The organism is Mycobacterium sp. G7A2 (assembly GCF_041902445.1).
Lineage (GTDB): Bacteria > Actinomycetota > Actinomycetes > Mycobacteriales > Mycobacteriaceae > Mycobacterium.
Genome location: NZ_CP169251.1, coordinates 5,024,052 through 5,047,668 on the forward strand (window position 1 = coordinate 5,024,052; position 23,617 = coordinate 5,047,668).

The following is a 23,617-nucleotide window of genomic DNA, read 5'->3' on the forward strand; positions in this document are numbered from 1 at the left end:
CGCAGGGGGTTCACCCGCCCAACGCGGTGGCGGCCGGTCCGAGATCGAGGAACTGGGTCTCGCCGTTGGCGTCGTCGAGTCCGTCGTTGTCGGTGACGACATAGAGGTTGCCGTTGCCGGCGACCGCGAAGCCCTCCACCTTCTCCTGCACGAAGCCCCTGGTGGCCTCCAGATCCGGCACCAGGTTGCGCGCCAACGTCTTCGGCAGCACCTGCGGCGCCTCGGTGGCCGAGGTCACCCCGGCCCCCTCGGGCAGGGCCACCCGGTAGATCGCCTTCACCCGCGCGTCGGGGCCGTTGAGCTTGTCCCGTTCGAGCACCAGCAGCGATCCGTCGTACACCGCGATCTCGGACAGGCCGATCCAGTCACCCTCGGTGTCGGTGGTGTCGAGCTGGTAGCCGAACCACTCCCAGGAATCGCTGTCGGGCGTGTAGCGCCCCAGCCGCGCGATACCCGGCGGATCGCTCTCGAGCTCACGCTGCAACGCCACCCAGACGGCGTCCCCGTCCACGGCCACCCCCTCGATGCCCTGCCCACCCATCGCGTCGGCGATGTCGGCGGGCAGTGTCACCCGATTCTCGACGCTGCCGTCGGCGGAGACGATGACCAACTCGTTGCCGGGGCCTTCCTCGCCTTCGACGCCGAGAACGAAGCCACCGTCCGGACGCGCCGAGATCCCTTCGACGTCGAGGGTGACGGCCTCGCCGTTGTCGGTGACCGGCAGTTCGGTGTCGATCAGCGCCGGGGTCTGGGTCAGGTCGATGCCCAGCACCCGCGCCGGGCCGTAGGCGTTGTCGGTGGCTGTGTAGAGGCGGTTCTCGTCGGCCGGGTCGGCGGACAGCGCACCCAGCGCGCCCCATCCGATCGGAGTGCCGTCCACATCGCCGGAGACGATGGACGGGAACATCGGGGTGCCGCCGGCGGCGGCGAACTCATCCCCGAAGCCGTAGACGTTCAGCGACGCGCGCACCCCGGCCTCGGCGTCGTCGGCCTCCGACGAGATGACCAGCAGGTTGCGTGACGGGATCGGCAGCACGCCCTCGGGGCCCGGTGTGGTGGGCAGGATCTGGCGGAACTGCGGTGCCGTGACGTCGCTGACGTCGTAGACGGCGACGAAGTTGCTGCGCTCAGAGGCGACCAGAGCGGTTGGGGTGCCGTTGATCTCGGTGATCGCCAGACCTTCGGGTTCGGGACCCTTGGATTCGGCCCGGCCCTCGATGTGCAGCCCGGTGCGCACCGCGAGCTGAGAGAACGAGTTGCCGGCATCCCACACCACCTCGCCGGTGTTGGCGTCGAAGATCGTCCAGCCGCGGGTGCCGCCCTTCCAGTCACCTTCGTTGGCGGTGACGACATGGCTGTCGCCGATCCAGCCGATCGCGTCCGGCTCGCGCGGGGTGTCGGAGATCGAGCCGCTCTGATCGATGGTGCCGTCCTCGGCGGTGTCGATGCCCTCGACGGATTCGCTGCCCGCGCTGAAGATGTTGGTGACCTCGCCGGTGCGGCCTTCGATGATCGCGACGCCGTTGTTCTCCTGGAGGGACAGCGCGACCTGGCCGCGTGAGTTGATGCTGACGTATTCGGGTTCGAGGTCTTCGGGGGTGTCCAGGCCGGCCGAGCGGGCCGCCTCGACATCGAAGTCGACGCGGCGGGCCGTCCACGTGTTCGGCTCTCCCGCAAGGTCGATGAGTTGCAGGAAGCCGGTAGGCGGCTGGGGCAGGTCGCCTTCCTCACCGCCGGGCGGGGTGGCTTCCTCGTCGCGCTGATTCTCCATCGCGATCGCGGCGAACGAGCCGTCCGGGCTGATCGCGATCGAGTCCGGTTGGCCGCCGAGGTCGATGCTGTGCACCGGGGTGCGGTCGCTGACGCGCACGATGTCGACGCGCCCGGACGGGTTGGCGAAGTCGCCGCCGGTGGTGTCGATGACGACGAGGACGACGTCGCCGACGGCCGCCACCGAGGTGGGCTGGTCGTCGGCGTCGCCGAGCTCCTCCAGCGACAGCGTCCCCTGCCCGACTGGGTTGGCCGGGTCGCGGACGTCGACGAAGCCGATGCGCTTGCCGGCGGCGTCGGTGTAGATGACGGTGTTGCCGTCCGGGGTGACGGTCGAGATCTCCGCGACGGTCTCGGCGTCGACCGGATCGCCCTCGGGTTTGTTGAGATGCACCGGGTAGGTGGCGGTGCGGTGATAGCGCTGCGCGGCCGGCAGGTCGAAGTCGATCGGCGAGGTGGCGCGGGTGTCGGGTGCTGCCGTGTCACCCGCGTCGTCCTGGTTGTCGGTGCTGCATCCGACCACCACGACGGCGGTGATCGCCACCGCGGTCGCCGCCCGCCGCGCAGTGCCCCGATTCGTCCCGGTCATGCGTCACCTCTTCAGTTGTGCCGTGTGCGTCGAGTCACCCTTGCGTGGGCAAGTAATGCCGCGGCGGTCAGTCGGTGAACAGCAGGCGACGGGTGGGTGTCCGCTTACCCATCGGTTGACGGAGCTCGGGAAGCGATCCACTCCCCCGGGTGTGGACCAGCAGCGGCGCCTGCGCGGCCGCGGCGCCGTACAGCACGACGAGGATCGCCAGGAGGGTGACGCGCACGCGACGCTGCATGGCCTCTCCGATCGAGGCTCTGGTCATGGTGGAGCACTTTCCGGGCCGAGGGCGACGCGGACGAACAGTTCGTCTGGGCGAATTCCGCAGTGCGCGAACAACATCGACGCTCATGGTGCGAACGACCGCGCCGCGGTGAGGGCATTTCACAGTCTGGCGCCTAGGAATTCGCTGTGCGGACGCTGGACATCGAGTTGTGTTTGCCAGCAACCATAAGCGCGATTAGGTTGCGGCTCAAGCCAAGTGCCATCGGCCGATGGGAATCACCGATTCCGCACACCGACCGTCTGCGACACGTCATACTTTCGTCAGCTTCCGCCGCGGAGGGTTCGGATACCACCCGCGTGGGGAGGCGCGCGGCCGTTTCGCTCCAGACCCGGGCGGACGCGCCGGAGCCATTGAACCCGACGAGACGACCGGGACGTCGCCTTCACAACTTCTCGGCGACCCGCCCGGCGCAGGAAAGGGATCGCCAGATGCCCCCGATCGCCACGTCCATCCCCGCAGCACTCGCCGCCCGCGCGCAGGCACAGCCCGATGACGTCGCCTACACGTTCATCGACTACGACTACGACCCGGCCGGCGCCGCAGAGAGCCTGACGTGGTCAGAGGTGCACGAGCGGGTCCAGATCATCGCCGAGAAGCTGAGCAAGCTGGGTGCGCCCGGTGACCGTGCGGTGATCCTGTCCCCGCAGAGCCTCGACTATGTGGTCGCCTTCCTGGGCGCCATCCAGGCCGGCTTCGTGGCCGTGCCGCTGTCGATGCCGATGTTCCGCCAGCACGACGAGCGGGTGTCGGCCGTGATGGCCGATGCGACCCCGGTGGCGGTGCTGACCACCTCGGACGTGATCGAGGACGTCCGCAAGTACGGCCAGGTCGAATCGCGGTCGCACGCCCCGAAGTTCATCGAGGTCGACACGTTGGACTTCGACTCCCCGGCCAAGCCGCCGGCGCCGGTCGCGCTGCCCAAGGCCGGCTACATCCAGTACACGTCGGGGTCGACGCGCCGACCGGCCGGCGTCGTGGTGACCCATCAGAACATCTTCGAGAACATGGAACAGATCCTGCCGGACTATTTCGAGGCGTACGACGAGCCGCCGGCCGACCTGACCGTGGTCACGTGGTTGCCGCTGTATCACGACATGGGTCTGCTGGTCGGGGTGTTCCTCGGGATGCGGATGGGCCGCGGCACGGTGCTGATGAGCCCGGTGGCGTTCATGCAGAAGCCGGCCCGCTGGATCCAGCAGCTGGCACTCAACCCGCACACGTTCACCGCCGCACCGAACTTCGCCTACGAGCTGGCGGTCAAGCGCACCAAGGACGAGGACCTGGCCGGGTTGGACCTCAGCGGCGTCGTGGTGATGATCAACGGCGCCGAGCGCGTGCACGGCGCGACGGTGCGCCGGTTCAACGAGCGGTTCGGCCCGTACGGCCTGCCCGAGGCGGCGATGCGGCCGTCCTACGGGCTGGCCGAGGCCACCGTCTACGTCACGTCGTCGGCCGGCGGGCGGGCCCCGACCTCGGTGCGATTCGACTACGACGAGTTGGCCGCCGGTCGGGCGCAGCCCTGCGCCGAGGATGCCGGCTCCGAGCACATCGGCCTCGGGGTGCCGCGTTCGACGACGGTGCGGGTGGTCGATCCGCAGACGCGTGTGGAGGCCCCGGCCGGCACCATCGGCGAGGTCTGGCTGCACGGCCCGCATGTGGCCGGCGGCTACTGGCACAACCCGCAGCTGACCGAGGAGTTGTTCGCGGGCCAGCTGGCCCGGACCACCGAGGGCACCCCGAAGGGTCCGTGGCTGCGCACCGGTGACCTCGGGGTCATCTACGACGAGGAGCTGTTCATCGTCGGGCGGATCAAGGATCTGCTCATCGTCGACGGCCGCAACCACTACCCCGACGACATCGAGGCCACGGTGCAGGAGCTGACCGGGGGCCGCGTCGCCGCCGTGTCGGTTCCCGACGACCCGAGCGAGAAGCTGGTGGTGATCGCCGAGCTGAAGAAGCAGCTCGACGCCGAGTTGCTGGACAGCGTCAAACAACAGGTGACGGCCGCGGTGTCCAAGACCCACAGCGTCCGCCTCGACGATCTGATGATGGTCGGTCCCGGGTCGTTGCCGCTGACCACCAGCGGGAAGGTGCGCCGCGGGACCTGCGTGGAGCTGTACCACTCCGACGGGTTCCGCCGGTTGGACGTCGCACCGGCATAGTCGAACATATGATCGATTCGTGGGCGATCTACAGAGCATCGGCCACGGCGGTCAGCCGACCCCCGTGGTCTTCCGTGCGGTCGACCCACCGCAGGACGTGTTGGTGGATCTGGTGGCCCTGTTCCCCCGCGAGCCGCACAGTCACGGCCGCTACCACCCGTTCGGGTTGCAGATGCACAAGGTGGTGCGCGGCGAGCTGACTCGGTGGGGCATGTGCGAGCAGGGGCACTGGTGGGGCCTGGTGAGCTATCCGGTCAGCCACGGGCCCAAGAGCGACCTGGTCATGCACTGGATCCCGGCCTGGATGTTGAAGAAGGCCTGATCGTCAGGTTCTGGCGGTGCCACTCCCCCACGGGGCACCGCCAGAACCCGACGCGTCGCGGCCTCACTCGACCCCTCGCTGCGGTACTCCACGCGCCGAGCGACGCCACGGGAAGATAGTACATAAACGTTGACGTTCTCGAAAAACAACTGTGTTCGCGAATGGCTTGCCCGGCCGGCCTTCGATGGACGACGCACCTAGCATTGACGCAATGCAGAGACCTGCATCGACCGAGGGGGGCGCCGCGTGGACGAGCGGCTGAGTTCCGGCCGGCATCATCTCAGTCCCGACCAGGTGGCCGCCGACCAGCAGAAGCGCTTGTTCAAGGCGCTGGCCGCGGTGATGGGTGAGAAGGGTTACAGCAACACCACGGTCGGTGACCTGATCAAACACGCCAGGGTGTCGCGGGCGACGTTCTACCAACAGTTCGAGTCCAAGCAGGACTGCTTCATGGCCGGCTACGCCCGCATGCAGAGCAACGTCATCGGCGGCCTGCGGACGACACCGGTGTCGGGAACTCCGATGACGCGCTTCCGCGCGATGCTCACCAACTACCTGAACTTCCTGGCCGCGGACCCACCGACGGCGCGGTTGTACCTGGTCGAGGTGTACGCCGCGGGGCCGGAGGCGCTGCGCCGTCGCATGCAGTTGCAGCAGGACTTCGTCGCCGGTGTGGCCGAGGTGTTCGCCGCCCGCAGCAAAGCCGACAGGTTCGCCTGCCAGGCGCTGGTCGCGGCGATCTCGATGTTGGTCACCGGGGCGCTGGCCGACGGCGACGCCCAGGCCATCCTGGCGCTGGAGAAGCCGCTGGTGGAGTTCACCGAGCGGGTATTACCGGCGTCGCTGCACTGAATCAGTGTCGGCAACAGCCATTTTCCGATAGCGTCGCCCGCTTATGAGCGTCAGCCATTCGGAGTCGAAGGGTTTGCGCGAGCGGAAGAAGGTGCAGACGCGCCTGGCGATCCGCCGTGAAGCCTTCCGTCTGTTCGAGGAGCAGGGCTACGCCGAGACGACGATCGAGCAGATCGCCGCCGCCGCCGAGGTCTCCCCGCGCACGTTCTACCGGTATTTCGGCGTCAAGGAAGCACTGTTGCTGTCGGACGATCACATCTCGCCGACCGTCGAGGCGTTCGCCAACGCTCCCCGGCACCTGACCTACGTGCAGGCCTACCACCACGCGGTGACCGAGGTGTACGGGGCGCTGTCGCCGGAAGAGCGCGAGGATGCGATCGCCGGCCAGCGAATTCTGTATCAGGTACCCGAAGCGCGTGGGTTGCTGTACACCGCGTATCTGACGCTGGCCGATCTGCTCACCGAGGCGCTGCTGCGCCGACCCGACGGGCCCGCCGACGAGGCCGAGCGCCGGGTCATCGCCGGTGCGATCATGGGCGTGCTGATCCTCACCGCCCAGGACACTCCGCTGCCCGAGGCGGCGATGGACCGGGCGTTGACGCTGCTGGACTCCCGGTTGTCCTGACCTCTTTTCGTTGAGACTGGACTGACGGCGGCGTCTTCTCGCACTTTCCCGTCACCAGCGCAGCCTCGATGCACGAGGCCCACCCGCGGCACCAGTAGGGTCGGAAGAACCGCCCCTCCCCCGGCCTGGACTGTCGGCGCGGTGGCCTATCTTGGACCGTCCGACGAAGACGCCAGTTGCATCGAGGAGCCCAGTGGACGACACCGCCCAGCCGTCGGTTGCTGAGCTGCTCGACCACAACCGTGACCTGCAGGGATCCCGGGCGATCCGGCTGCTGGCCACCCACAACCTCGGGCTCTACGCGACGCTGATGGAACGTCACCTGGCCGACGGCGTGATCCCCGAGACCGAGCTGGTGATCCGCCTGGAACGCGACCTGGACGACGTGGGTCACCCCGACGGACAGTCCGGCCTCGCGCTGATCAAGTCGTGGGCCAGCCAGGGCTGGCTGCATCGCATCGTCGACGAGCGCAGCGACCAGAATGTCTGCTACCTCACCCAGGACGCCCGCCGGGCGCTGGATTTCGTCCGGGGCCTGCGCCGCAACGACACCATCGCCACGGGCGGTTCCATTCACGGCATCGCCTCGCGGCTCAAGCAGGTGGCGGTGCGGGTCGACAACGACCCGGCCCGGATCCGCAAGCACATCGAAGCCGAGATCGCGGCCCTGCACAGCGAACTCGACCAGCTGGACGCCGGTGAGCGACCCGCCCCGGACCCCACCGATTGCTACGACGAGGCCCGCGCGATCGCGCTGCAGATGGAACGCCTGATCACCGACATCGGCCAGTACGGCACGATGATCGAGCAGGCCACCGCGGCGCTGGACGAGCCGATCGACACCAACACCGAGTACCGCGACCGTCAGCGTCAGATGTACGCCGACTACCAGGCCGCGTGGGACTCGAAGGGCCGCGACAGCCACCGCGCGTTCCTGCGGATGATCAACGACCCCGACCAGCGCGCCGAGTTCGAGGCCGACGTCGCCGCGGTCGCCGACGCACTGCCCGCGCTCGACCCCGCCCTGCGCAAGGTGATGGCGGGGTTCTTCGAACTGGTCGGTCACCAGATCGACGAGGTGGAACGCATTCAGCAGCGCTGCGCGCAACGGGTCAAGCGGTTCACCGCGTTCGGCACCCTCGAGCAGAGCCGCGGGGTCGCCCGCCAGCTCAACGAGGCGCTCGGTGCCGCGCGGGCGTTGCTGAAGACGTCGCTGACCGACTCGCGCCTGGACCTCGACGTGCCGCTGGCCCGTCACGCCATCAGTTCGGTGGGCGCACTGAGCTTCAAGATCGGTGATCTTTCGGCCCCCAAGCCGGCGCGGCCCGCCGACGGGCAGGTCGACCTGGCCAGTTTCGCGGCGCTGACCACACAGGTCGACGCGCCGGCGATGTCTCAGATGCTCAACACGGCCCTGCACCACGGTCCGGTGTCGTTGCCCGACGCGGTGGCGCTGCTGGAGTCCGCCTACCTCGGGCACGTCATCGTGTTGTGGTCGTGGGCACTCAAACAGCCTGCCGCCGAATCGGTTCGCGAATCCGCCACGGTGCGGTTCCGGTCTCTCGACGGACGCGACCGCGAGATCGCCGTGCCGAGGCTGATGTTCACCGAACCGATCACCGCCCTCGTGGGAGCCAGCACATGAGCACCGATCAGTCCGTCGACAGCGGGAGCGCCGACACCGGGTCCCCTGACAGCCAGTCCGTCGCCGCCGAGTCCACCGGCACCGATTCCATCGACTACAGGGGCTTTTCCGAACTGCCGCAGGTCGACCAGAACGCCCGCCCGCCTGCGCAGCGGCGGCCGCGGTTCGACGGCGACGTCTCCGAACTCCCGGACCGGGCCTGCTGGGCCCTGCAGCACCTGCTGACCCGGCGCTACGTCAGCGCCGAGAACGACGCCGACATCTACTCCTGGGTGTTGGAGTACCGCAACCAGCTCAGCGTGCGACTCTCCGAACTGGACCTGCTGCTGCGGGTGGTCGACGGCACCGACGTCGCGTTCGTCGAACAGGCCCGCTACGAATCCGCCAAGGGCATCAAGCTGTTACGCCGCGAACCGCTGGGCACCTACGATTCGATCCTCGCGCTGCACCTGGCGCAGATGATGCGCGCCGCCGGAGGGCAGCGGGTGCTGATCAGCCGCGAGGAGATGCACGGGCTGTTCTCCGGCGTGCTCAACGACACCGACCGCGACGCGGTCACGTTCACCGCCCGCATCGACGCCGCGATCGCACGCCTGACCGGGCTGGAGATCCTGCGTCGCAGCCGCGACGACGAGGACAGCTACACCATCAGCCCGGTGATCAGCGCGATCATGACGGCCTCGGTGATCACCGAACTGCAGCAGCAGTTCGAACTGCTCACGCGTGGCGGCGCACCCGCCGACGACACCGAAGAGGTCGAACTCGATGACTGAACAATTCCATCTGTCGCGGCTGCAGGTCATCAACTGGGGCGTGTTCGACGGGTACCACTCGATCCCCTTCAGCAGCGGCGGCGCGCTCATCGCCGGCGCCTCCGGCAGCGGTAAATCCTCTCTGCTGGACGCTATTTCGCTGGGATTCCTGCCGTTCAACCGGCGCAACTTCAACGCTTCCGGCGACAACACCGCTGCCGGGTCGAGCGCTGGCCGGCGCACCGTCGACAAGTACGTGCGCGGGGCGTGGGGCCAGCGCAGCGACGGTGGCAGCAGCCGGGTGATGTACCTGCGCGGCGACGGCACCGCCTGGTCGGCGGTCGCGGTCACCTACACCGGCGACACCGGGCGCTCGGTGACGGGGCTGGTCCTGAAGTGGCTGACCGGGGAGTCACGCAACGACTCGTCGAGCCGGTTCGTGCTCGGTGACGGCGACCTCGACATCGAGGAGATCTGCAACCGTTGGGCCGCAGGAAGATTCGACACTGGCGTGTTCAAGGAGGGCGGCTGGCGGTTCACCACCAAGGTGGAGTCGCAGTATCTGGCCCAGCTGTACGCCACGATCGGCATCCGCGCCTCCGACGCCGCCCAACAGCTGCTCGGCAAGGCGAAATCCCTCAAGAGCGTCGGCGGGCTGGAACAGTTCGTCCGCGAGTTCATGCTCGACGAACCGGACAGCCTGGCCCGGCTGCCCGAGGCGCTCAAGCAGATCGACCCGCTGGTGGAAGCCCGCGAGCTGCTGGCCGTCGCGCAGCGCAAACGCAAGATCCTCGGCGACATCGAGGCCATCCAGCACCGCTACGCCTCGGAGTCCTCCGATCTGGGCATCATCGACCTGGTGGACGCGCCGATGGTGCGGGCATTCACCGACCACGTCCGCGTGGCGCAGTGCCCCGCCCACATCGCCGAGCTCGACACGGCCATCGACCAGCTCGACAACGAGGACGAGGACGTCACCCGCGCACTGAATCTGGCGAAGGCCGAGGCCGATTCGATCAACGCACAGATCAGAGGTTCGAGCGCGAGCATCGGACCGCTGCAGTCACAGGTCGCCGCCGCCGAGACCGAGGCCGAACAGGTGTCGCGTCGGCGCAGCGCCTACGAGGACCTCGTCCTCGCGCAGGGGCTGGAGGTGCCCGGCAGCGCCGAGGAGTTCTGGAATTTGCGTGAGGAGTTGCTCACCAAGGCCGCCGAGCTGCTGGCCCGGGTGGAACGCAACCGGGAGGCCTCGACCGACGCCGAGTACGCCCAGAAGGCCGCCCGCATCGCGCGCGACGACGCCGCCAAGGAGCTGCGCCGCGTCGAGCAGGTCGGTTCGGCACTGCCGGAGTTCGCGCTGACGATGCGCGACCAGGTCTGCGCCGCCATCGGGGTCGACGCGTCGGCCCTGCCGTATGTGGCCGAGCTGATGGACCTGCGCGCCGACCAGACCCGCTGGCGCGTCGCGGTGGAGAAGGTGCTGCGCGGGGTCGGCCTGCGGCTGCTGGTGCCCGACGAACACTGGGCGGCGGTGCTGCGGTTCGTCAACGAGACCAACATGCGGGGACGGCTGGCGCTGCATCACGTGCGGGTCAGGTCGCTGGGCGCCGAGCCCGCACCGCTGGAACCGAACACGTTGGCGGGCAAGCTCTTCGTCGTCGATCCGGCCCATCCGTGCGCGGCAGAGGCCGCCGACGTCGTCGGCGCGGCCGGCGATCACCTGTGTGTCGACACCCCGGACGTGTTCGCGCGGTTCCGCCGCGCGGTCACCGACACCGGCCTGTACAAGGATTCCGACCGGTTGGCGGTCAAGGACGACCGGCGTCCGCTCAAACAGTCGGACTACCTCTACCAGGGTGACGTGTCCGCGAAGATCAACGCCCTGACCGTCGACCTGGCTGCCGCCGAGGACGCCTACCAGCGGGCGCGGCGGGCGGCCGACGACATCGCCGCGCAGCGTCAGCAGTGGCGCGACCGGGCGACGGCGGCCAAGGCGATCTGTGATCAGTATCCGCAGTGGAGCCAGATCGACTCCGAGACCGCCGACGGGCACGCCGACCGGCTGCGCGAGCAGTACGAGCTGCTGCTGGCCGAGCACCCTGACATCGAGGCGCTGAACGCGCGTGCCGACGAATGCTGGGAGCAGATCCAGAAGCTGATGACCCGCCGAGGGGCTATCCACACACGTCGCGAGGATCTGGACACCCGGCGCACGCGGTTGCTGGAGCTGTCCGAGCGGCTCTCGCCGGCGTTCGTGTCGGAGCCGCTGACGGATCTGCTGCGCCGCTACACCGCGATGGTGCCGGTGTCGCTGGAGTTGCTGGAGCCCGAGCCGCACCGGGAGGCCCTGTTCGGGGCGATCAAGCGTGAGCGCGAGCAGCTCCGGGAGAGCCGGCGCCGGTCCTACGACGAGCTGGCGCGCATCCTGAACACGTTCGACACGACGTTCCCGGATGCAATTCCCAACGACAGCAGCGACTTCGATGAACGCGTGCACGACTATGTGGCGCTGTGCCGGCACATCGACGAGCGTGAACTGCCCGAGGCCTACGAGCGGATGATGCGGCTGGTCACCGAGCAGGCGCCGGACGCGATCCTGACGCTGCACCGGGTGGCTGAACAAGAGGCGCGGCGCATCAGTGACCAGATCGACAGGGTGAACACCGGTTTGGGTGCGGTGGAGTTCAACCGCGGCACCCGGTTGACGTTGCGGGCCACCCCGCGGGCGCTGGCGGCGGTGTCGGAGCTGACCGAGATCGTGCGGGCGATCTCCCGCCGTATCGCCGAGGTCGGGCTTGGCGACAAGCAGGCCATCCTCGACCAGTACGCCGACATTCTGCGGCTTCGAAATCGGTTGGCGTCCAGTGCACCCGAGGATCGGGCCTGGACACGCGATGCGCTGGACGTGCGCAACCGGTTCACGTTCGACTGCGCGGAGTGGGACATCGCGTCCGAGGAGTTGATCCGCACCCACAGCAATGCCGGCGACAACTCCGGCGGCGAGCAGGAGAAGCTGATGGCGTTCTGCCTGGCCGGTGCGTTGAGCTTCAACCTGGCGGCGCCCGGACACGCGGGAACAGACGAAGCCAACAGGCCCGTTTTCGCGCAGCTGATGCTCGATGAGGCGTTTTCCAAGTCGGATCCGCAGTTCGCGCAGCAGGCCCTGCAGGCGTTCCGCAAGTTCGGCTTCCAGTTGGTGATCGTGGCGACGGTGCAGAACGCGACGACGATCCAGCCGTACATCGACAGTGTGGTGATGGTGTCCAAGACGGAGGCGACCGGGCGCAACGCGCGTCCGGTAGCCACGGTGGCGACACGGTCGATCGCGGAGTTCGGTGAGCTGCGCCGGGAGATGTCGGTGAGTGCGGCCCGGGTCCCCGCGGGCGTGTAGTCAGTTCCTGCCCGGGGGGTGCAGCCAGTTCCCGCGGGGGGTGGTGAGTGCGCGCGGGGGGTGTGGTGAATGCGCGCGGCCGTGTAATCGGCGCGCCGAGGGGTGTTTTCGGGCCTGTACGCTGGTCGTCGAGACGTTTGCTGGAATCGTCGCGTCCGACAATTATGCGGACCGAAGGCCCACCGGGGAGGGGGAGCCGTGACCGTGGAGCAGCCCTTGGACGAGGCCCGGCGGGCCACGATCGTCGCGGCAGTGCACGACGAGCTGGCGCGCTGGGGGATCGACCGGTTCAACCTGGGGGCGATGGCACACCGACACGGGCTCGACGCCGAGGAGATCCAACGGCATTGGCCCGATCCGGAGAGCCTGGTGCTCGACGCGTTGGCCAGTCGCCCCGGCGACGACTCACCGCTGCCCGACACGGGGTCGCTGCGCGAGGACTTGTTCCAGCTCGCGGTGCGGATGGCCGAGATGGTCACCTCGGAGGCCGGGCGCAAGCTGCATGGTGGGCATCTGATCGCCGACCAGTTCCTGGCCAGCCTCGAGGTGAGGCAGACCGCCTGGCGTGACCGGGCGGCCCGTCTCGCGGTGGTCTTCGAGCGGGCCCGACAGCGCGGCGAGATCCGCGCCGGTGTCGAGCACACCACCGCGTTGGAGTTGTTGTTCGCGCCGATCAACATGCGCGCGCTCTACACCGGCGAGGTGGTCGACGACGCCTACTGCCGCACGGTGTCAGAACTCGTGTTCAACGCCGTCGCCTCCTGACGTTGAGACTGCAGCCCTGGCGACAAAGTGCGAGAAGACTCCGCCGTGAGCGCAGCCTCAACGGGTCTCCGGCGAGCGGGACCGGCGTTCTTGGCCGAAAATGATCTATGAGCAGTTCCGAGTTGAGCGATGTGGCTTGGGACTTGGTTGAGCACTGCCGTGCCGCGCTGAGCATTCCCGAGCTCAACACCGCGTTCGTGCGCCTGGGTGTTGGTGACTACAGCGAAGCGATGGTGGTCGCTCTGAAGTCGCTGACCCGCAGCGCCGGCCCTCCGCTGACCGACCAATTGCTGGCCCGACTCACCAGCGTCGCGCAGACCTATCACGTGGAACGCGAGTTTTCCGAGCTCCTCGCGGCGGCGCCACGCTCGGCCTGACCCCACCACCTCCCGTTGAGACTGCGCTGGCTGCGGCAAAGTACGAGAAGACGCCGCCGCCACTGCAGTCTGAACGTCGAACCGGCGTGCAATTGGTGTCCTGACAGCTGTCAGGATGGGGCGATAATGAGGGGCATGGTGGGAGGCCGGGCGGGATGAGCGTGCTCGACGCGTTCCTGTCCACCTGGTCGAACGCCCGCGCCACCTTCGGTGAGGGTGTCCCCCAGCCGGGCACCGGCTACGACCAGAGCGCACCGCTGACCACGTTGAAGAGCGACCTCGACCAGGCCGCCCCCGGGACTCACTGGTCCGGCGGAGCGGCCACTGTCTACGGCAACGCCAACACCGAGCACCAGCGCGTCATCGGCGAGCTCGGTGGCCTCGACCGTCGGCTCGCGGCGAAGGTGGACCAGTCCGCGCAGATCGTCGCCGCGGGCCGACAGGACCTCGACGCCGTGCGCAAGTGGGTGCTCGACGCCGCAGCCAGCGTTCCGAAGAACCGCGCCGGTGAGCAGATGCTCGTGCCCATCGTGAGCCGGGGTCTGGGTCGGCTCAGCGACATCGTGACGCGCCGCAACGGCGAGCTCAGCACCGTCGGCGGGGATATCCGCACCATCGGCTCGGAGTATCAGGCGCTGGGCACCGATCAGAAGTTCGCCGCCGACGGTGACCACGGCGACGACGACGGCGAGGACGCCCCAGAGGAGAGCTCCGCAGCCGAACAGGGCAGACAAGACTCCGAAGCACTGCAGGACGGCACGCTGACCGATGAGCAGCGTCAGCGGCTGGCCGAGAGCACCACCCTCACCGCGCGGCAGCAGAGCGCCCTCGACGAGGGACACCTGACAATGCCGCCGGAACAGATGTCGTACCTGCAGGGGTTCTCGCAGGCGTTCGGGGACAAGACTCCCTCCGAGATCAAAGCGGACATGCAGGCGGCCGGGCCCGACGGCGCCCGGGTCGCCGACGCATTCCAGCTCGCGTCCAACCCCACCATCACCACCGGGCTGCCGGGGGCGGAGCCGCCCTCGGTCGAGCGGCCTGCCGCCGGCGGCGAGCACGCTCTGCCCGACGGCGTTCGTCAGGTGCTCGACGGGCCCGCACTCACCCAACCGTTCAGCGACACCATCCGTGATGACAACGGCAACGTCATCGTGCACGGCGAGCCGACCGGCCCGCTACAGCCGACGAAGGGCCTCGACGATCTCGCCGACATCGTGCAGAGCGGCAACCGCGACCTGCAGGTCGGCACGGATCTGGACCGCGGCTTGATGGCCAAGGGCCAGGAGATGCTCGAGCAGTCCAACCGGTTGCCGATCGAGCAGGCCCCCGGGCCGGGGTTCGGTCCGCTCGACGACGGGCCGCGGTGGTACCACGAGCACGTCGACCCGACCCTGCAGAACATGTTCAACGCGGTGAATGCCGACGACGTGGTCGTCCACGACGTGGTGACCGGTCCCGGCGGCGGGGAATTCCTCGACGACCTGACCAAGCACCAGTGGCAGGACGACGGGCTCGCCGCCGGCGGCTTGTTCGACTGGGTCGCCGAGACTGCGCAGGACGACCCGACCGGACGTGCGGCGTCCACCGCTCACGCATTGGCCGAGTACACCAGCGGTCACCAGCCGCAGCTGCTCAACCTGGCCGGCACCGACGGGCAGTCACTGGGACAGGTGAACCCCGAACTCACCCGGGACCTGTCGCGGGTCTTCGCGCCCCACCTCGACGACATGGTGGGCAACAACATCGACGGCACCAACGACCGGTTCTTCCCGCCGCTGGACGGAGCCGAAGAGCAGCCGCTGAAGACCCGGGCACTGATGAGCGTCATGTATTCCGACAGCAGTGAAAACAGCGCCGCAGCAACATTGTTCGACGGGGTAGGCTCGAAGGTCGAAGCTTACGTCCACAGTGCCGCGGCATCGACAGCTGACCAGGATCCAACGTTGGCCCATGCGGACATGAAAGCCGCAGGCAGGTTGCAGGCGGCGCTGGATCTCGGCTCGTTCGATGAGGCCTACGACCGGCTCAGCAATGCACAGCAGGCAGTGCACGAGTCGTACGCGCGGCGCGCGATGCTGTTCGACACTTTGGCGGGTCTCGGTTCGGAAGTACCTGGCGGAGCAGCGTTGAGCCCAGCTCTCAAGGAGCTGTTCCTGGGACCTCCCCCTTCCGGCGACGCCATCACCCCTACGGCCACTCCGCAGAGCAGCCTGCCGGTTCAAATCATGATGGCGGAGGAATTGCTCAACCATGATCTCGGCAACACCGAGATTCGCGAGTGGCTGCAGCAACGGATCGGTGAGGACGGTCGACTGCAGGTACCTGACTTTGACGCAGATCCAAAGATCTACAACGAGTTCGCCGACAACATTAAGTCTCTCTTCGAAAATGTCGACGGAGCAAACTCACTCATGGAGACCTATTGGGAAACGTATACCGGTGGCTATCACCAAGCCGATCCCAGGATCGCTGGCGAATGACGCGAAAGACTATCGCCTGCCTGTTCTTCGTGGCCTGCATCGCGGGCCTCACCCAAGGGTGCGGTTCTGGCGGACAACCTCCGACCGGGCACGGTTCCTCGGCTGAACAGTTCGCGAACTGGCCGAGCGCCTTGGACAATTTCCGATTCCACTGGACCTCTGATCCCGAGGTTCCACTGACGACGGGTTTCGCGGTACCGATCAGGGCGTATTTCGAATCGTGGTACATCGCCTCGTGGACCAACAACGCGGAAGCGGTGTATCCAGGATTTCTGCGTGCCACTCCGGAAAGTGACGACCTGGACGGTGATTATCTAGGCCAGCTTGCCTGGATCAGGCCGCTGAACGGCCGGCCGGGGTACCCCACCGAGCCGGTAACCCCCTACGGCTTCATGCCAGTGCACATCCAGAGTGTCGAGCCCATTGATAATGGCTTGCGGGTGACCGTATGCGAAGGCCAATATGCTGCGTTCTTACCCAGCGAATCCGCACCGAACCAGATGATTTCCCTCGCTGCGAACAAGCAGACTGGCGAGCTAAGTGATCCACTCGACACGGTGTTGGTGAATCGAATCGAGTTGACCCAAAACCACCCCCGAATTCCGGCCGGAGCTTCGGACGTCGACACACCGCAAGAAGGCCCCGCCCCCGCTCCGGTCGGGGACGTCTTCGGCCACTGGTTCATCACCGGGGCGAGCAGTTCACTGTGGGGGCCTGTGGACGCCAAACCCCACCCAGATTTCTTCGTCACACCCGACATGCGCCGGCAGTGTCAGGAGGCCATGCCGGACTCACCGGAAACTCAGATCGAAATGGCCACCGGATTCAAGGACAACCCACCACCTCACGGCCAGCCGATTCCCGGCTGGCCCCTCGCACCGCAGTAGCTGGCATCGTGGCAAGCACTACCCGCGACACACGGCCCGGCCGCCGAGTCGACCGCGACGAAGCGCTGGACTGTGCCATGAAAGTGTTCTGGGAGAAAGGTTTCGACGGAACCTCGAGTAGCGATCTCATCGCCCGCCATGGGTATCTCATCCCCGAGCCTCTACGCAGTGCGTTCACTGTTCGGATTCGTCAACGGGGCGGACTCCCTCATGGAGACCTATTGGGAAACATACACAGGCGGATATCACCAAGCAGATCCGAGAATTGGACAATCGCCGTGAAGAGATTCTGGTCACTGGCAACCATAGCTGCATTCGTCGCTGGTGGAACTCTCGCGTGTCGACCGGGCGCCCCGGAAGGAACTCCAGATACGACGCCAACCGGCCAAGAACACTCTGCCCATTGGCCGGATTCGTTGGAGCGCTTTCGCTTCCACTGGTCTTCCAGCCCCGGTCTATCATTGACGACCGGTGTCGCTGTACCCATTCGCGCCTATCTCGAATCGTGGTACATCGCCTCGTGGACGAACGATCCCGAGAATGTCTACCCGGGCTTCCTTCGGGCGACGCCAGGGAGTGCTGATCTGGATGGCAACTATCTCGGCCAGCTGGCGTGGATCCGGCCACTCAACGGCGCGCCGTCATATCCTGTCGACCCTGCAAAACCTCTGGGCTACATGCCGATGCACATCCAAAGCGTGGATGCGGTCGCGAGTGGACTGCGCGTCACGGTATGCCTGGGCGAGTACAGCATTTACTTCGCCAGTGATTCCTCCGCCGGGAAGCTCGTTTCCGTTGCGGCGGACAAGTCAACGGCTCAGCTCGCCGATCCGCTCGACACGGTTCGAGTCAAACGAATCGAGTTGACGAACAACGATCCTCGTATTCCGGCAGACGCCTCGGATGTCGACACACCACAAGAAGGCCCCGCCCCCGCTCCGGTCGGGGACGTGTTCGGCCACTGGTTCATCACCGGCGCCAGCAGTTCCCTGTGGGGACCTGTGGACGCCGACCCACCGGATTTCTTCGTCACCCCCGACATGCGCCGACGGTGCCAGGAGGCCATGCCGGACTCACCGGAAAACCAGATCGAAATGGCCACCGGGTTCAAGGACAACCCACCACCTCACGGCCGGCCGATTCCCGGCTGGCCCCTAGCGCCCCAGTAGCTGGCATCGTGGCAAGCACTACCCTCGACACACGGCCCGGCCTCCGAAATTCCACCGCGACAAAGCGCTGGGCTGCGCCATGAAGAATTCTTTAGCCAGTGTCGAACCGTCCATAGGTGGGCAGAAATGATCCGTCGCACATCAGCTTTGGTTATCGCAGCCCTGGTCGCCATGACCAGCACCGCCTGTGACACAGACGCCGACCGCGACCCTGCCAATGCATCCGATCCTCCGGCCCAAACCACCGTGGCGAAGTGGCCGAATTCACTGGCTGAGTTCAGGTTCCACTGGTCTTCCGGACCGGGTATCGACGTGGCGTTTGGCGCCGCAGTCCCGCTCCGCGCCTATCTCGAATCCTGGTATGTAGCAACCTGGACCAACGACGCAGACAACGTGTATCCGGGTTTCACCCGCGCCACCGCGGAAAGCGACGACCGCGATGGCGATTACCTCGGCCAGCTCGTCTTCATCAGACCGCTAGAGAACGTGCCCGCTCACGACGCAGAAAGCGTCCGGCCTTTCGGCTACATCCCGTTTCACATCCTGAGTGTCGAACCGATCGAGAAAGGCGTGCGCGCGTATGTGTGTGAAGGGTCCTACGCGATCTACTTCAAAAGCCTTACCCAGCCTGGAAAATTCATCTCGGTGGCCGCCGATAAGGCAACCGGCACCGTCAGCGATCCCCTCGACACCGTGTACGTCAACAGGATAGAGCTCAGCCAGGAGGACCCGCGCATTCCGGCAGGCGCCTCGGATGTCGACACACCACAAGAGGGTCCCGCCCCCGCACCGGTCGGGGACGTGTTCGGTCACTGGTTCATCACCGGCGCCAGCAGTTCCCTGTGGGGACCTGTGGACGCCGACCCACCGGATTTCTTCGTCACCCCCGACATGCGCCGACAGTGCCAGGAGGCCATGCCGGACTCACCGGCAAAGCAAATCGAGATGGCCACCGGCTTCAAAGACAGCCCGCCGCCACACGGCCGGCCGATCCCCGGCTGGCCCCTCGCACCGCAATAACTCGGCTCGCGGCAAGCGCTACCATCCACACATGGCCCGGCCCCCGAAGTTCGACCGCGACGAAGCGCTGGGCTGCGCCATGAAAGTGTTCTGGGAGAAAGGTTTCGACGGCACCTCGATCAGCGACCTCACCGCAGCCATGGGCATCTCGCCCCCCAGCCTGTACGCGGCCTTCGGCGACAAACAGTCCTTGTTCGACGCGGCCGTGGATCTCTACGAGCAGGACGCGGTGCTGTCACCGGCTCTGAAGGCAGCCACCGCCCGCGAGGTCGCAGAACAGATCTTCAGCCGCGCCGTCGACCTCTACGCCCGCCCCACGCACCCGCGCGGCTGCATGGTGATCGCCGACCCCACCCTGCAAGATCGTCGCCGCAGCGGAAAAGACGCCATCGTCCGGCGCTTACGACGGGCCAAACGGACCGGCGACCTTCCCGCAGACAGCAACCCCCGAGCTTTGGCCGACTATCTCGACCTGGTCCTGCGAGGGATGTCGAGCAAGGCCCGCGACGGTGCCACCCGGGCCCAACTCCGCGCCGCCGCCGACATCGCGCTCGCCGCGTGGCCCGCCCCGGCGCGGGGCCTGGCAGACTGAGTTGATGACCGAGCACGACGACACCACCGCTTCCCACCGCCCCGACGCCACCGACGGGCTGGCCTCGGTGGCACCCGGCCTCGAGGAGCTGGCGCGGCAGCTCAACGTGAAGTCCGTTCTGGTCATGCGCTCGGAACCGGATTCGATGGTCGTCGCCGCCACCGGTGGTGAGGCCACCCAGCACTACACCGTCGGCGCGGCAGGGAAGAAGGCCGGCGAGGACCAGGATCGCACCCCGTTGTACTGCGAGCGGGTGGTGAACTCCGACGAGGCGTTGTTCGTCCGCGACTCACGCACCGATGCCGTCTTCGCCGGCAACGAGGACGAGACGGAGTTCGGCTTGCACAACTATCTGGGTCTACCGGTGCACGACGCCGAGGGCAACGTGGTTGGAACGGTGTGCGCCCTCGACGACACCGCCCGCGACTACTCCGCCGAGGAGCAGCAGAAGCTGACGCAACTCCGCTCGGATGTCGAAGCTCTCGTGCGGGAGAACCCCGACGCGCTGCGCTGACGGCCGGATCATCCCGGTTGTGTTGTCACCACCGTGAACAGCTCTGCGATGACGCCGTTTTCGACGAGCGCCACATCGAAGCCCGATACCAGGGGTGTGCCGGATTCAGCCCCGGGCGGGAAGACGTCCCAGGCCAGAAACCCCATGTTCCCGGCCTGATAAACCGGACCTGACTGCGAGAATCCGAGCCCGGCGAGCTGGCCGTCGAGAAGTTCCTGGGCCTTCTGATGGAGCCGGTCCTGGCCGGTGACCGTCTCCTCGCCGTCGGCCCAGCGGACGTCGGGGGCGTAGTTGCGCCGGATCACCTCCAGCCGCCGCTGCGGATCCCGCTCGTTGAACACCGCGAGCAAATTCTCTTCCATCAACGCAACGACGCTGTCAGCCAACGCGACTCCTCCGGTCAGGCGTACCGGGGAATTCTATAACGATCGTTCAAGTTGGTGCCACGGGTAGACCTCTCGAAAGGAAGCCCGATGACACACTCCCCCACCTTGCCGCTCAGCGGTCGCCGCGCCCTGGTGACCGGCGGCTCCCGAGGTATCGGCGCGGGCATCGTACGCCGTCTCGTCGCCGACGGAGCCGATGTCGCCTTCACCTACAGCACGTCGGCGGGCGCGGCAGACAACCTCGTCGCCGAGCTGTCGACCAACGGCACGAAGGTCGTTGCGCTGCAGGCTGACAGCGCCGACGCCGACGCGGTTCAAGCTGCCGTCACCGAGACGGTCCAGCAGCTCGGCGGCGTGGACATCTTGGTCAACAACGCCGGCATCGCCTCCCTCGCTCCGCTGGAGTCGTTGTCTCTGGAGGAGTTCGACCGGATGGTGGCGGTCAATGTACGGGCGGTGTTCGTCGCCATCCAGGCCGCCGTCGGGCACATGACAGGCGGGGGTCGCGTCATCACCATCGGCAGCGTGAACGGCGACAGTGTGCCGGTGGCCGCCGGTCTGTCGGTCTACGCGATGACCAAAGCGGCGGTGGCCGGGTTGACGCGCGGGCTCGCCCGGGAGCTGGGTCCGCGGCAGATCACGATCAACAACCTCGCCGTCGGACCCGTTGCGACCGACCTGAACCCCGACGAGGGTGACTTCGCCGACGCGAACCGGGCCCAGACCGCACTGGGCCGCTACGGCGACACCACCGACGTCGCCAGCGTCGTCTCCTATCTGAGCCGACCGGAGGCCGGCTGGGTCACCGGCGCCACCTGGGCGGTCGACGGCGGCTACACCGTCTGACCCCACCCGTTGAGACTGCGTCAGCGGCGACGTTGTGCGAGTAGCGGCCGCCGCTGACGCAGTCTCAACGCAACCTGGGGCCCGTTTCGCCGTCTGCGCAGGGGGTAGCCCGCAGGTTCAGGCGCGAACACAACGGAGGACCCATGCGGGCAGCAGTGCTGGAGGCAGTCGGCGAGACGCCCCACGTCAAAGATTTCGAAGAGCCAGGCGGGCAGGACATCGTCACCGTGACACTGGCCGGCTGCAACCCCGTTGACATCGTGCTGGCGTCGAGCGACCTGCTCAAGCCGAGCGTCCCGCTGGTCGTCGGCCAGGAAGGTGTCGGCTTCACCGACGACGGCACCCGCGTCTACTTCAACTCGCCGCCGATGCCGTTCGGCTCGTGGGCCGAACGCGCCGCCTTCGACCCCGACCGTGCCTTCCCCATCCCCGAGACCGTCGACGACGACCTGGCGGTGGCGCTGGGCATCGCCGGCCTGGCCGCGTGGCTGCCGCTGACCCGCCACGCCGAGCTCTCGGCCGGGCAGTCTGTTCTCGTGTTGGGCGCCACCGGGGTGGTGGGCAGCATCGCGGTTCAGGCCGCCAAGATCCTCGGGGCGGGTCGCGTCGTCGCCGCCGGCCGCAACAAGGACGCCCTGGAAAAGACACGCGACCTCGGCGCCGACGCCCTCGTCGAACTCGGCGGCGGTGATGACGCGCAAGCGCTGAAGGAAGAGGCCGGCGACGGATACGACGTCGTCCTCGACATGGTGTACGGCGAGCCGTTCCTGGCCGCGCTGGAATCGTCCGCACCCCAGGCCACCCTCGTCACTGTCGGCGAGGGTGCCGGTGGAGCGCCGGAGGTGCCATTTCGGAGTCTGATGGGACGCACGCACATCGGGCACAACAACAACGTGATGGGCAACGCGGTCATGCGGCAGGGTTACCAGGAGCTGATCGCGCTGGCCGAGCAGAAGCGCCTCACGGTGGAGACGGTCCGGTACGACCTCGAGGACGCCGGGAAGGCGTGGCAGGCCCAGGCAGACAGCCCACACCTCAAGATCGGCATCGTCCCGAAATGACCCTCCGCCCCGGCGTTGAGACTGCGTCCACGGCGGCGAAGTGCGAGTAGGGTCCGCGGCCAGCGCAGTCTGAACGCAGGGTGTAGTTCCGCGGGCAAGGTACAAATGACCCATGTCCGAGATCAGCGGGTTGACGTGGGGTCTGACGATCGGTGTGGTCGTCGTGTTGCTGGCGGTGGATCTGATCCTGGCCGCGCTGCGGCCGCACAAGGTCGGCTTCAAGGAAGCGACCGCGTGGTCGCTGTTCTACATCGCCGTCGCCATCGCCTTCGGCGTGTGGTTCACCGTCACCTACGGCAGCACGCTGGGCACCGAGTACTTCGCCGGCTACATCGTTGAGAAGAGCCTGTCGGTCGACAACCTGTTCGTGTTCGTCATCATCATGGCGACGTTCGCGGTGCCCGAGGAGCACCAGCACAAGGTGCTGACCTTCGGCATCATCCTGGCGCTGATCATGCGCGCGATCTTCATCGCGCTCGGCGCCACGCTGCTGTCGCTGTTCAGCTTCATGTTCCTGCTGTTCGGAATCCTGCTGATCTGGACGGCCATCCAGTTGTTCCGGCACCGCGACGAGGATCCCGACGTCGAGAACAACATCATGGTGCGCGCGACGCGGCGGTTCCTGCCGGTCACCGAGACCTACGACGGCGGCAAACTCGTCACCCGGGTCGACGGCCGCCGGATGGTGACGCCGATGATGGCGGTGCTCATCTCCATCGGCAGCGTCGACCTGCTGTTCGCGCTGGACTCGATCCCGGCGGTGTTCGGCATCACCCGGGAGCCGTTCATCGTGTTCGCGGCCAACGCGTTCGCACTGCTGGGCCTGCGGGCGCTGTTCTTCCTCGTCAAGGGCCTGCTCGACCGGCTGGTGTACCTGTCGACCGGGCTCTCGATCATCCTGGCGTTCATCGGCATCAAGCTGGTGCTGCACTGGGCGCACGTCGACATCAACCCGAGCATCCCCGAGGTCGACACCTACGTCAGCCTGGGCGTGATCGTGGTGATCCTGACGATCGTCACCGTAGCCAGCCTGATCAAGACACGCCAGGATCCCACCGCGAAGGCACATCCGGGCTCGCTGCGCGCCAGCCCGCCGCGCGACGACAGCAAGGAACGCTGAGCC

The 23,617-nt window shown here is 67.1% G+C and carries 21 protein-coding genes; 18 read left to right on the plus strand and 3 right to left on the minus strand.

The genetic code is table 11. The annotated features are described in order from the left end of the window. Positions 1-10: 10 nt before the first annotated feature. Both ACEWX3_RS23845 and ACEWX3_RS23850 read right to left on the minus strand, forming a co-directional pair. Entirely contained in the window at positions 11-2,359 is a 2,349-nt protein-coding gene (locus tag ACEWX3_RS23845; RefSeq protein ID WP_374157859.1) for an esterase-like activity of phytase family protein, read from the minus strand. A 67-nt stretch (positions 2,360-2,426) separates the two neighbouring features. Beyond that, positions 2,427-2,624 carry a hypothetical protein gene (locus ACEWX3_RS23850; RefSeq protein ID WP_374157860.1) on the minus strand — a complete coding sequence of 66 codons (198 nt, stop codon included), beginning with the start codon at positions 2,622-2,624 and terminating at the stop codon, positions 2,427-2,429. Between the two features lie 449 nt (positions 2,625-3,073). Between ACEWX3_RS23850 and ACEWX3_RS23855 the strand changes: the two genes are divergently transcribed. The 15 genes from ACEWX3_RS23855 to ACEWX3_RS23925 all read left to right on the plus strand — a co-directional run bounded on the left by ACEWX3_RS23855 (position 3,074) and on the right by ACEWX3_RS23925 (position 20,201). Next, positions 3,074-4,807, plus strand: coding sequence for an AMP-binding protein (locus tag ACEWX3_RS23855; RefSeq protein ID WP_374157861.1), 1,734 nt, complete (start codon positions 3,074-3,076; stop codon positions 4,805-4,807). A gap of 19 nt (positions 4,808-4,826) precedes the next feature. Beyond that, positions 4,827-5,129, plus strand: coding sequence for a hypothetical protein (locus ACEWX3_RS23860; RefSeq protein ID WP_152515595.1), 303 nt, complete (start codon positions 4,827-4,829; stop codon positions 5,127-5,129). A gap of 246 nt (positions 5,130-5,375) precedes the next feature. Further along, entirely contained in the window at positions 5,376-5,981 is a 606-nt protein-coding gene (locus ACEWX3_RS23865) for a TetR/AcrR family transcriptional regulator (RefSeq protein WP_207064901.1), read from the plus strand. Between the two features lie 43 nt (positions 5,982-6,024). After that, positions 6,025-6,606 (plus strand): TetR/AcrR family transcriptional regulator, encoded by a 582-nt coding sequence (locus ACEWX3_RS23870; RefSeq protein WP_207064902.1) that lies wholly within the window; start codon positions 6,025-6,027, stop codon positions 6,604-6,606. A gap of 193 nt (positions 6,607-6,799) precedes the next feature. Next, positions 6,800-8,251 carry a DUF3375 domain-containing protein gene (locus tag ACEWX3_RS23875; protein WP_221349602.1) on the plus strand — a complete coding sequence of 484 codons (1,452 nt, stop codon included), beginning with the start codon at positions 6,800-6,802 and terminating at the stop codon, positions 8,249-8,251. Next, complete coding sequence (locus ACEWX3_RS23880) at positions 8,248-9,024, plus strand: DUF4194 domain-containing protein (protein WP_374157862.1); 777 nt, start codon at positions 8,248-8,250, stop codon at positions 9,022-9,024. Before ACEWX3_RS23875 ends, ACEWX3_RS23880 begins: the two co-directional genes overlap by 4 nt. After that, the gene (locus ACEWX3_RS23885; RefSeq protein WP_374157863.1) at positions 9,017-12,394 is read left to right on the plus strand and encodes an ATP-binding protein; all 3,378 of its coding nucleotides are present in this window, start codon (positions 9,017-9,019) and stop codon (positions 12,392-12,394) included. The genes ACEWX3_RS23880 and ACEWX3_RS23885 overlap by 8 nt, the downstream gene beginning before the upstream one ends. 198 nt (positions 12,395-12,592) lie before the next feature. Next, positions 12,593-13,159: a TetR-like C-terminal domain-containing protein gene (locus ACEWX3_RS23890; protein WP_286182505.1), complete on the plus strand. Its 567-nt coding sequence runs from the start codon at positions 12,593-12,595 to the stop codon at positions 13,157-13,159. 107 nt (positions 13,160-13,266) lie between these two features. Beyond that, complete coding sequence (locus ACEWX3_RS23895) at positions 13,267-13,536, plus strand: hypothetical protein (protein WP_374157864.1); 270 nt, start codon at positions 13,267-13,269, stop codon at positions 13,534-13,536. Between the two features lie 155 nt (positions 13,537-13,691). Next, positions 13,692-16,019, plus strand: a complete 2,328-nt coding sequence (locus tag ACEWX3_RS23900; protein WP_374157865.1) for an EspA/EspE family type VII secretion system effector — start codon at positions 13,692-13,694, stop codon at positions 16,017-16,019. Further along, positions 16,016-16,906, plus strand: a complete 891-nt coding sequence (locus ACEWX3_RS23905; RefSeq protein WP_374157866.1) for a hypothetical protein — start codon at positions 16,016-16,018, stop codon at positions 16,904-16,906. The genes ACEWX3_RS23900 and ACEWX3_RS23905 overlap by 4 nt, the downstream gene beginning before the upstream one ends. A 461-nt stretch (positions 16,907-17,367) precedes the next feature. Further along, positions 17,368-18,075, plus strand: a complete 708-nt coding sequence (locus tag ACEWX3_RS23910; RefSeq protein ID WP_374157867.1) for a hypothetical protein — start codon at positions 17,368-17,370, stop codon at positions 18,073-18,075. 126 nt (positions 18,076-18,201) lie between these two features. Continuing rightward, positions 18,202-19,095 carry a hypothetical protein gene (locus tag ACEWX3_RS23915; protein ID WP_374157868.1) on the plus strand — a complete coding sequence of 298 codons (894 nt, stop codon included), beginning with the start codon at positions 18,202-18,204 and terminating at the stop codon, positions 19,093-19,095. A 31-nt stretch (positions 19,096-19,126) separates the two neighbouring features. After that, positions 19,127-19,687: a TetR/AcrR family transcriptional regulator gene (locus tag ACEWX3_RS23920; RefSeq protein WP_374157869.1), complete on the plus strand. Its 561-nt coding sequence runs from the start codon at positions 19,127-19,129 to the stop codon at positions 19,685-19,687. Between the two features lie 4 nt (positions 19,688-19,691). Further along, a complete protein-coding gene (locus tag ACEWX3_RS23925) occupies positions 19,692-20,201 on the plus strand; it encodes a GAF domain-containing protein (RefSeq protein WP_374157870.1) in 510 nt (169 codons plus the stop codon). 8 nt (positions 20,202-20,209) lie between these two features. Here the strand turns inward: ACEWX3_RS23925 and ACEWX3_RS23930 are convergent, their stop codons facing one another. Then, complete coding sequence (locus ACEWX3_RS23930) at positions 20,210-20,587, minus strand: nuclear transport factor 2 family protein (protein WP_374157871.1); 378 nt, start codon at positions 20,585-20,587, stop codon at positions 20,210-20,212. Between the two features lie 87 nt (positions 20,588-20,674). Here ACEWX3_RS23930 and ACEWX3_RS23935 point away from each other — a divergent pair, with 87 nt between their 5' ends. The 3 genes from ACEWX3_RS23935 to ACEWX3_RS23945 all read left to right on the plus strand — a co-directional run bounded on the left by ACEWX3_RS23935 (position 20,675) and on the right by ACEWX3_RS23945 (position 23,614). Continuing rightward, positions 20,675-21,433 carry an SDR family oxidoreductase gene (locus tag ACEWX3_RS23935; RefSeq protein WP_374157872.1) on the plus strand — a complete coding sequence of 253 codons (759 nt, stop codon included), beginning with the start codon at positions 20,675-20,677 and terminating at the stop codon, positions 21,431-21,433. A 143-nt stretch (positions 21,434-21,576) separates the two neighbouring features. Next, entirely contained in the window at positions 21,577-22,494 is a 918-nt protein-coding gene (locus ACEWX3_RS23940) for a zinc-binding alcohol dehydrogenase family protein (RefSeq protein ID WP_374157873.1), read from the plus strand. 112 nt (positions 22,495-22,606) lie between these two features. Then, positions 22,607-23,614 (plus strand): TerC family protein, encoded by a 1,008-nt coding sequence (locus tag ACEWX3_RS23945; RefSeq protein ID WP_374157874.1) that lies wholly within the window; start codon positions 22,607-22,609, stop codon positions 23,612-23,614. The last annotated feature ends 3 nt before the right edge of the window (positions 23,615-23,617 follow it).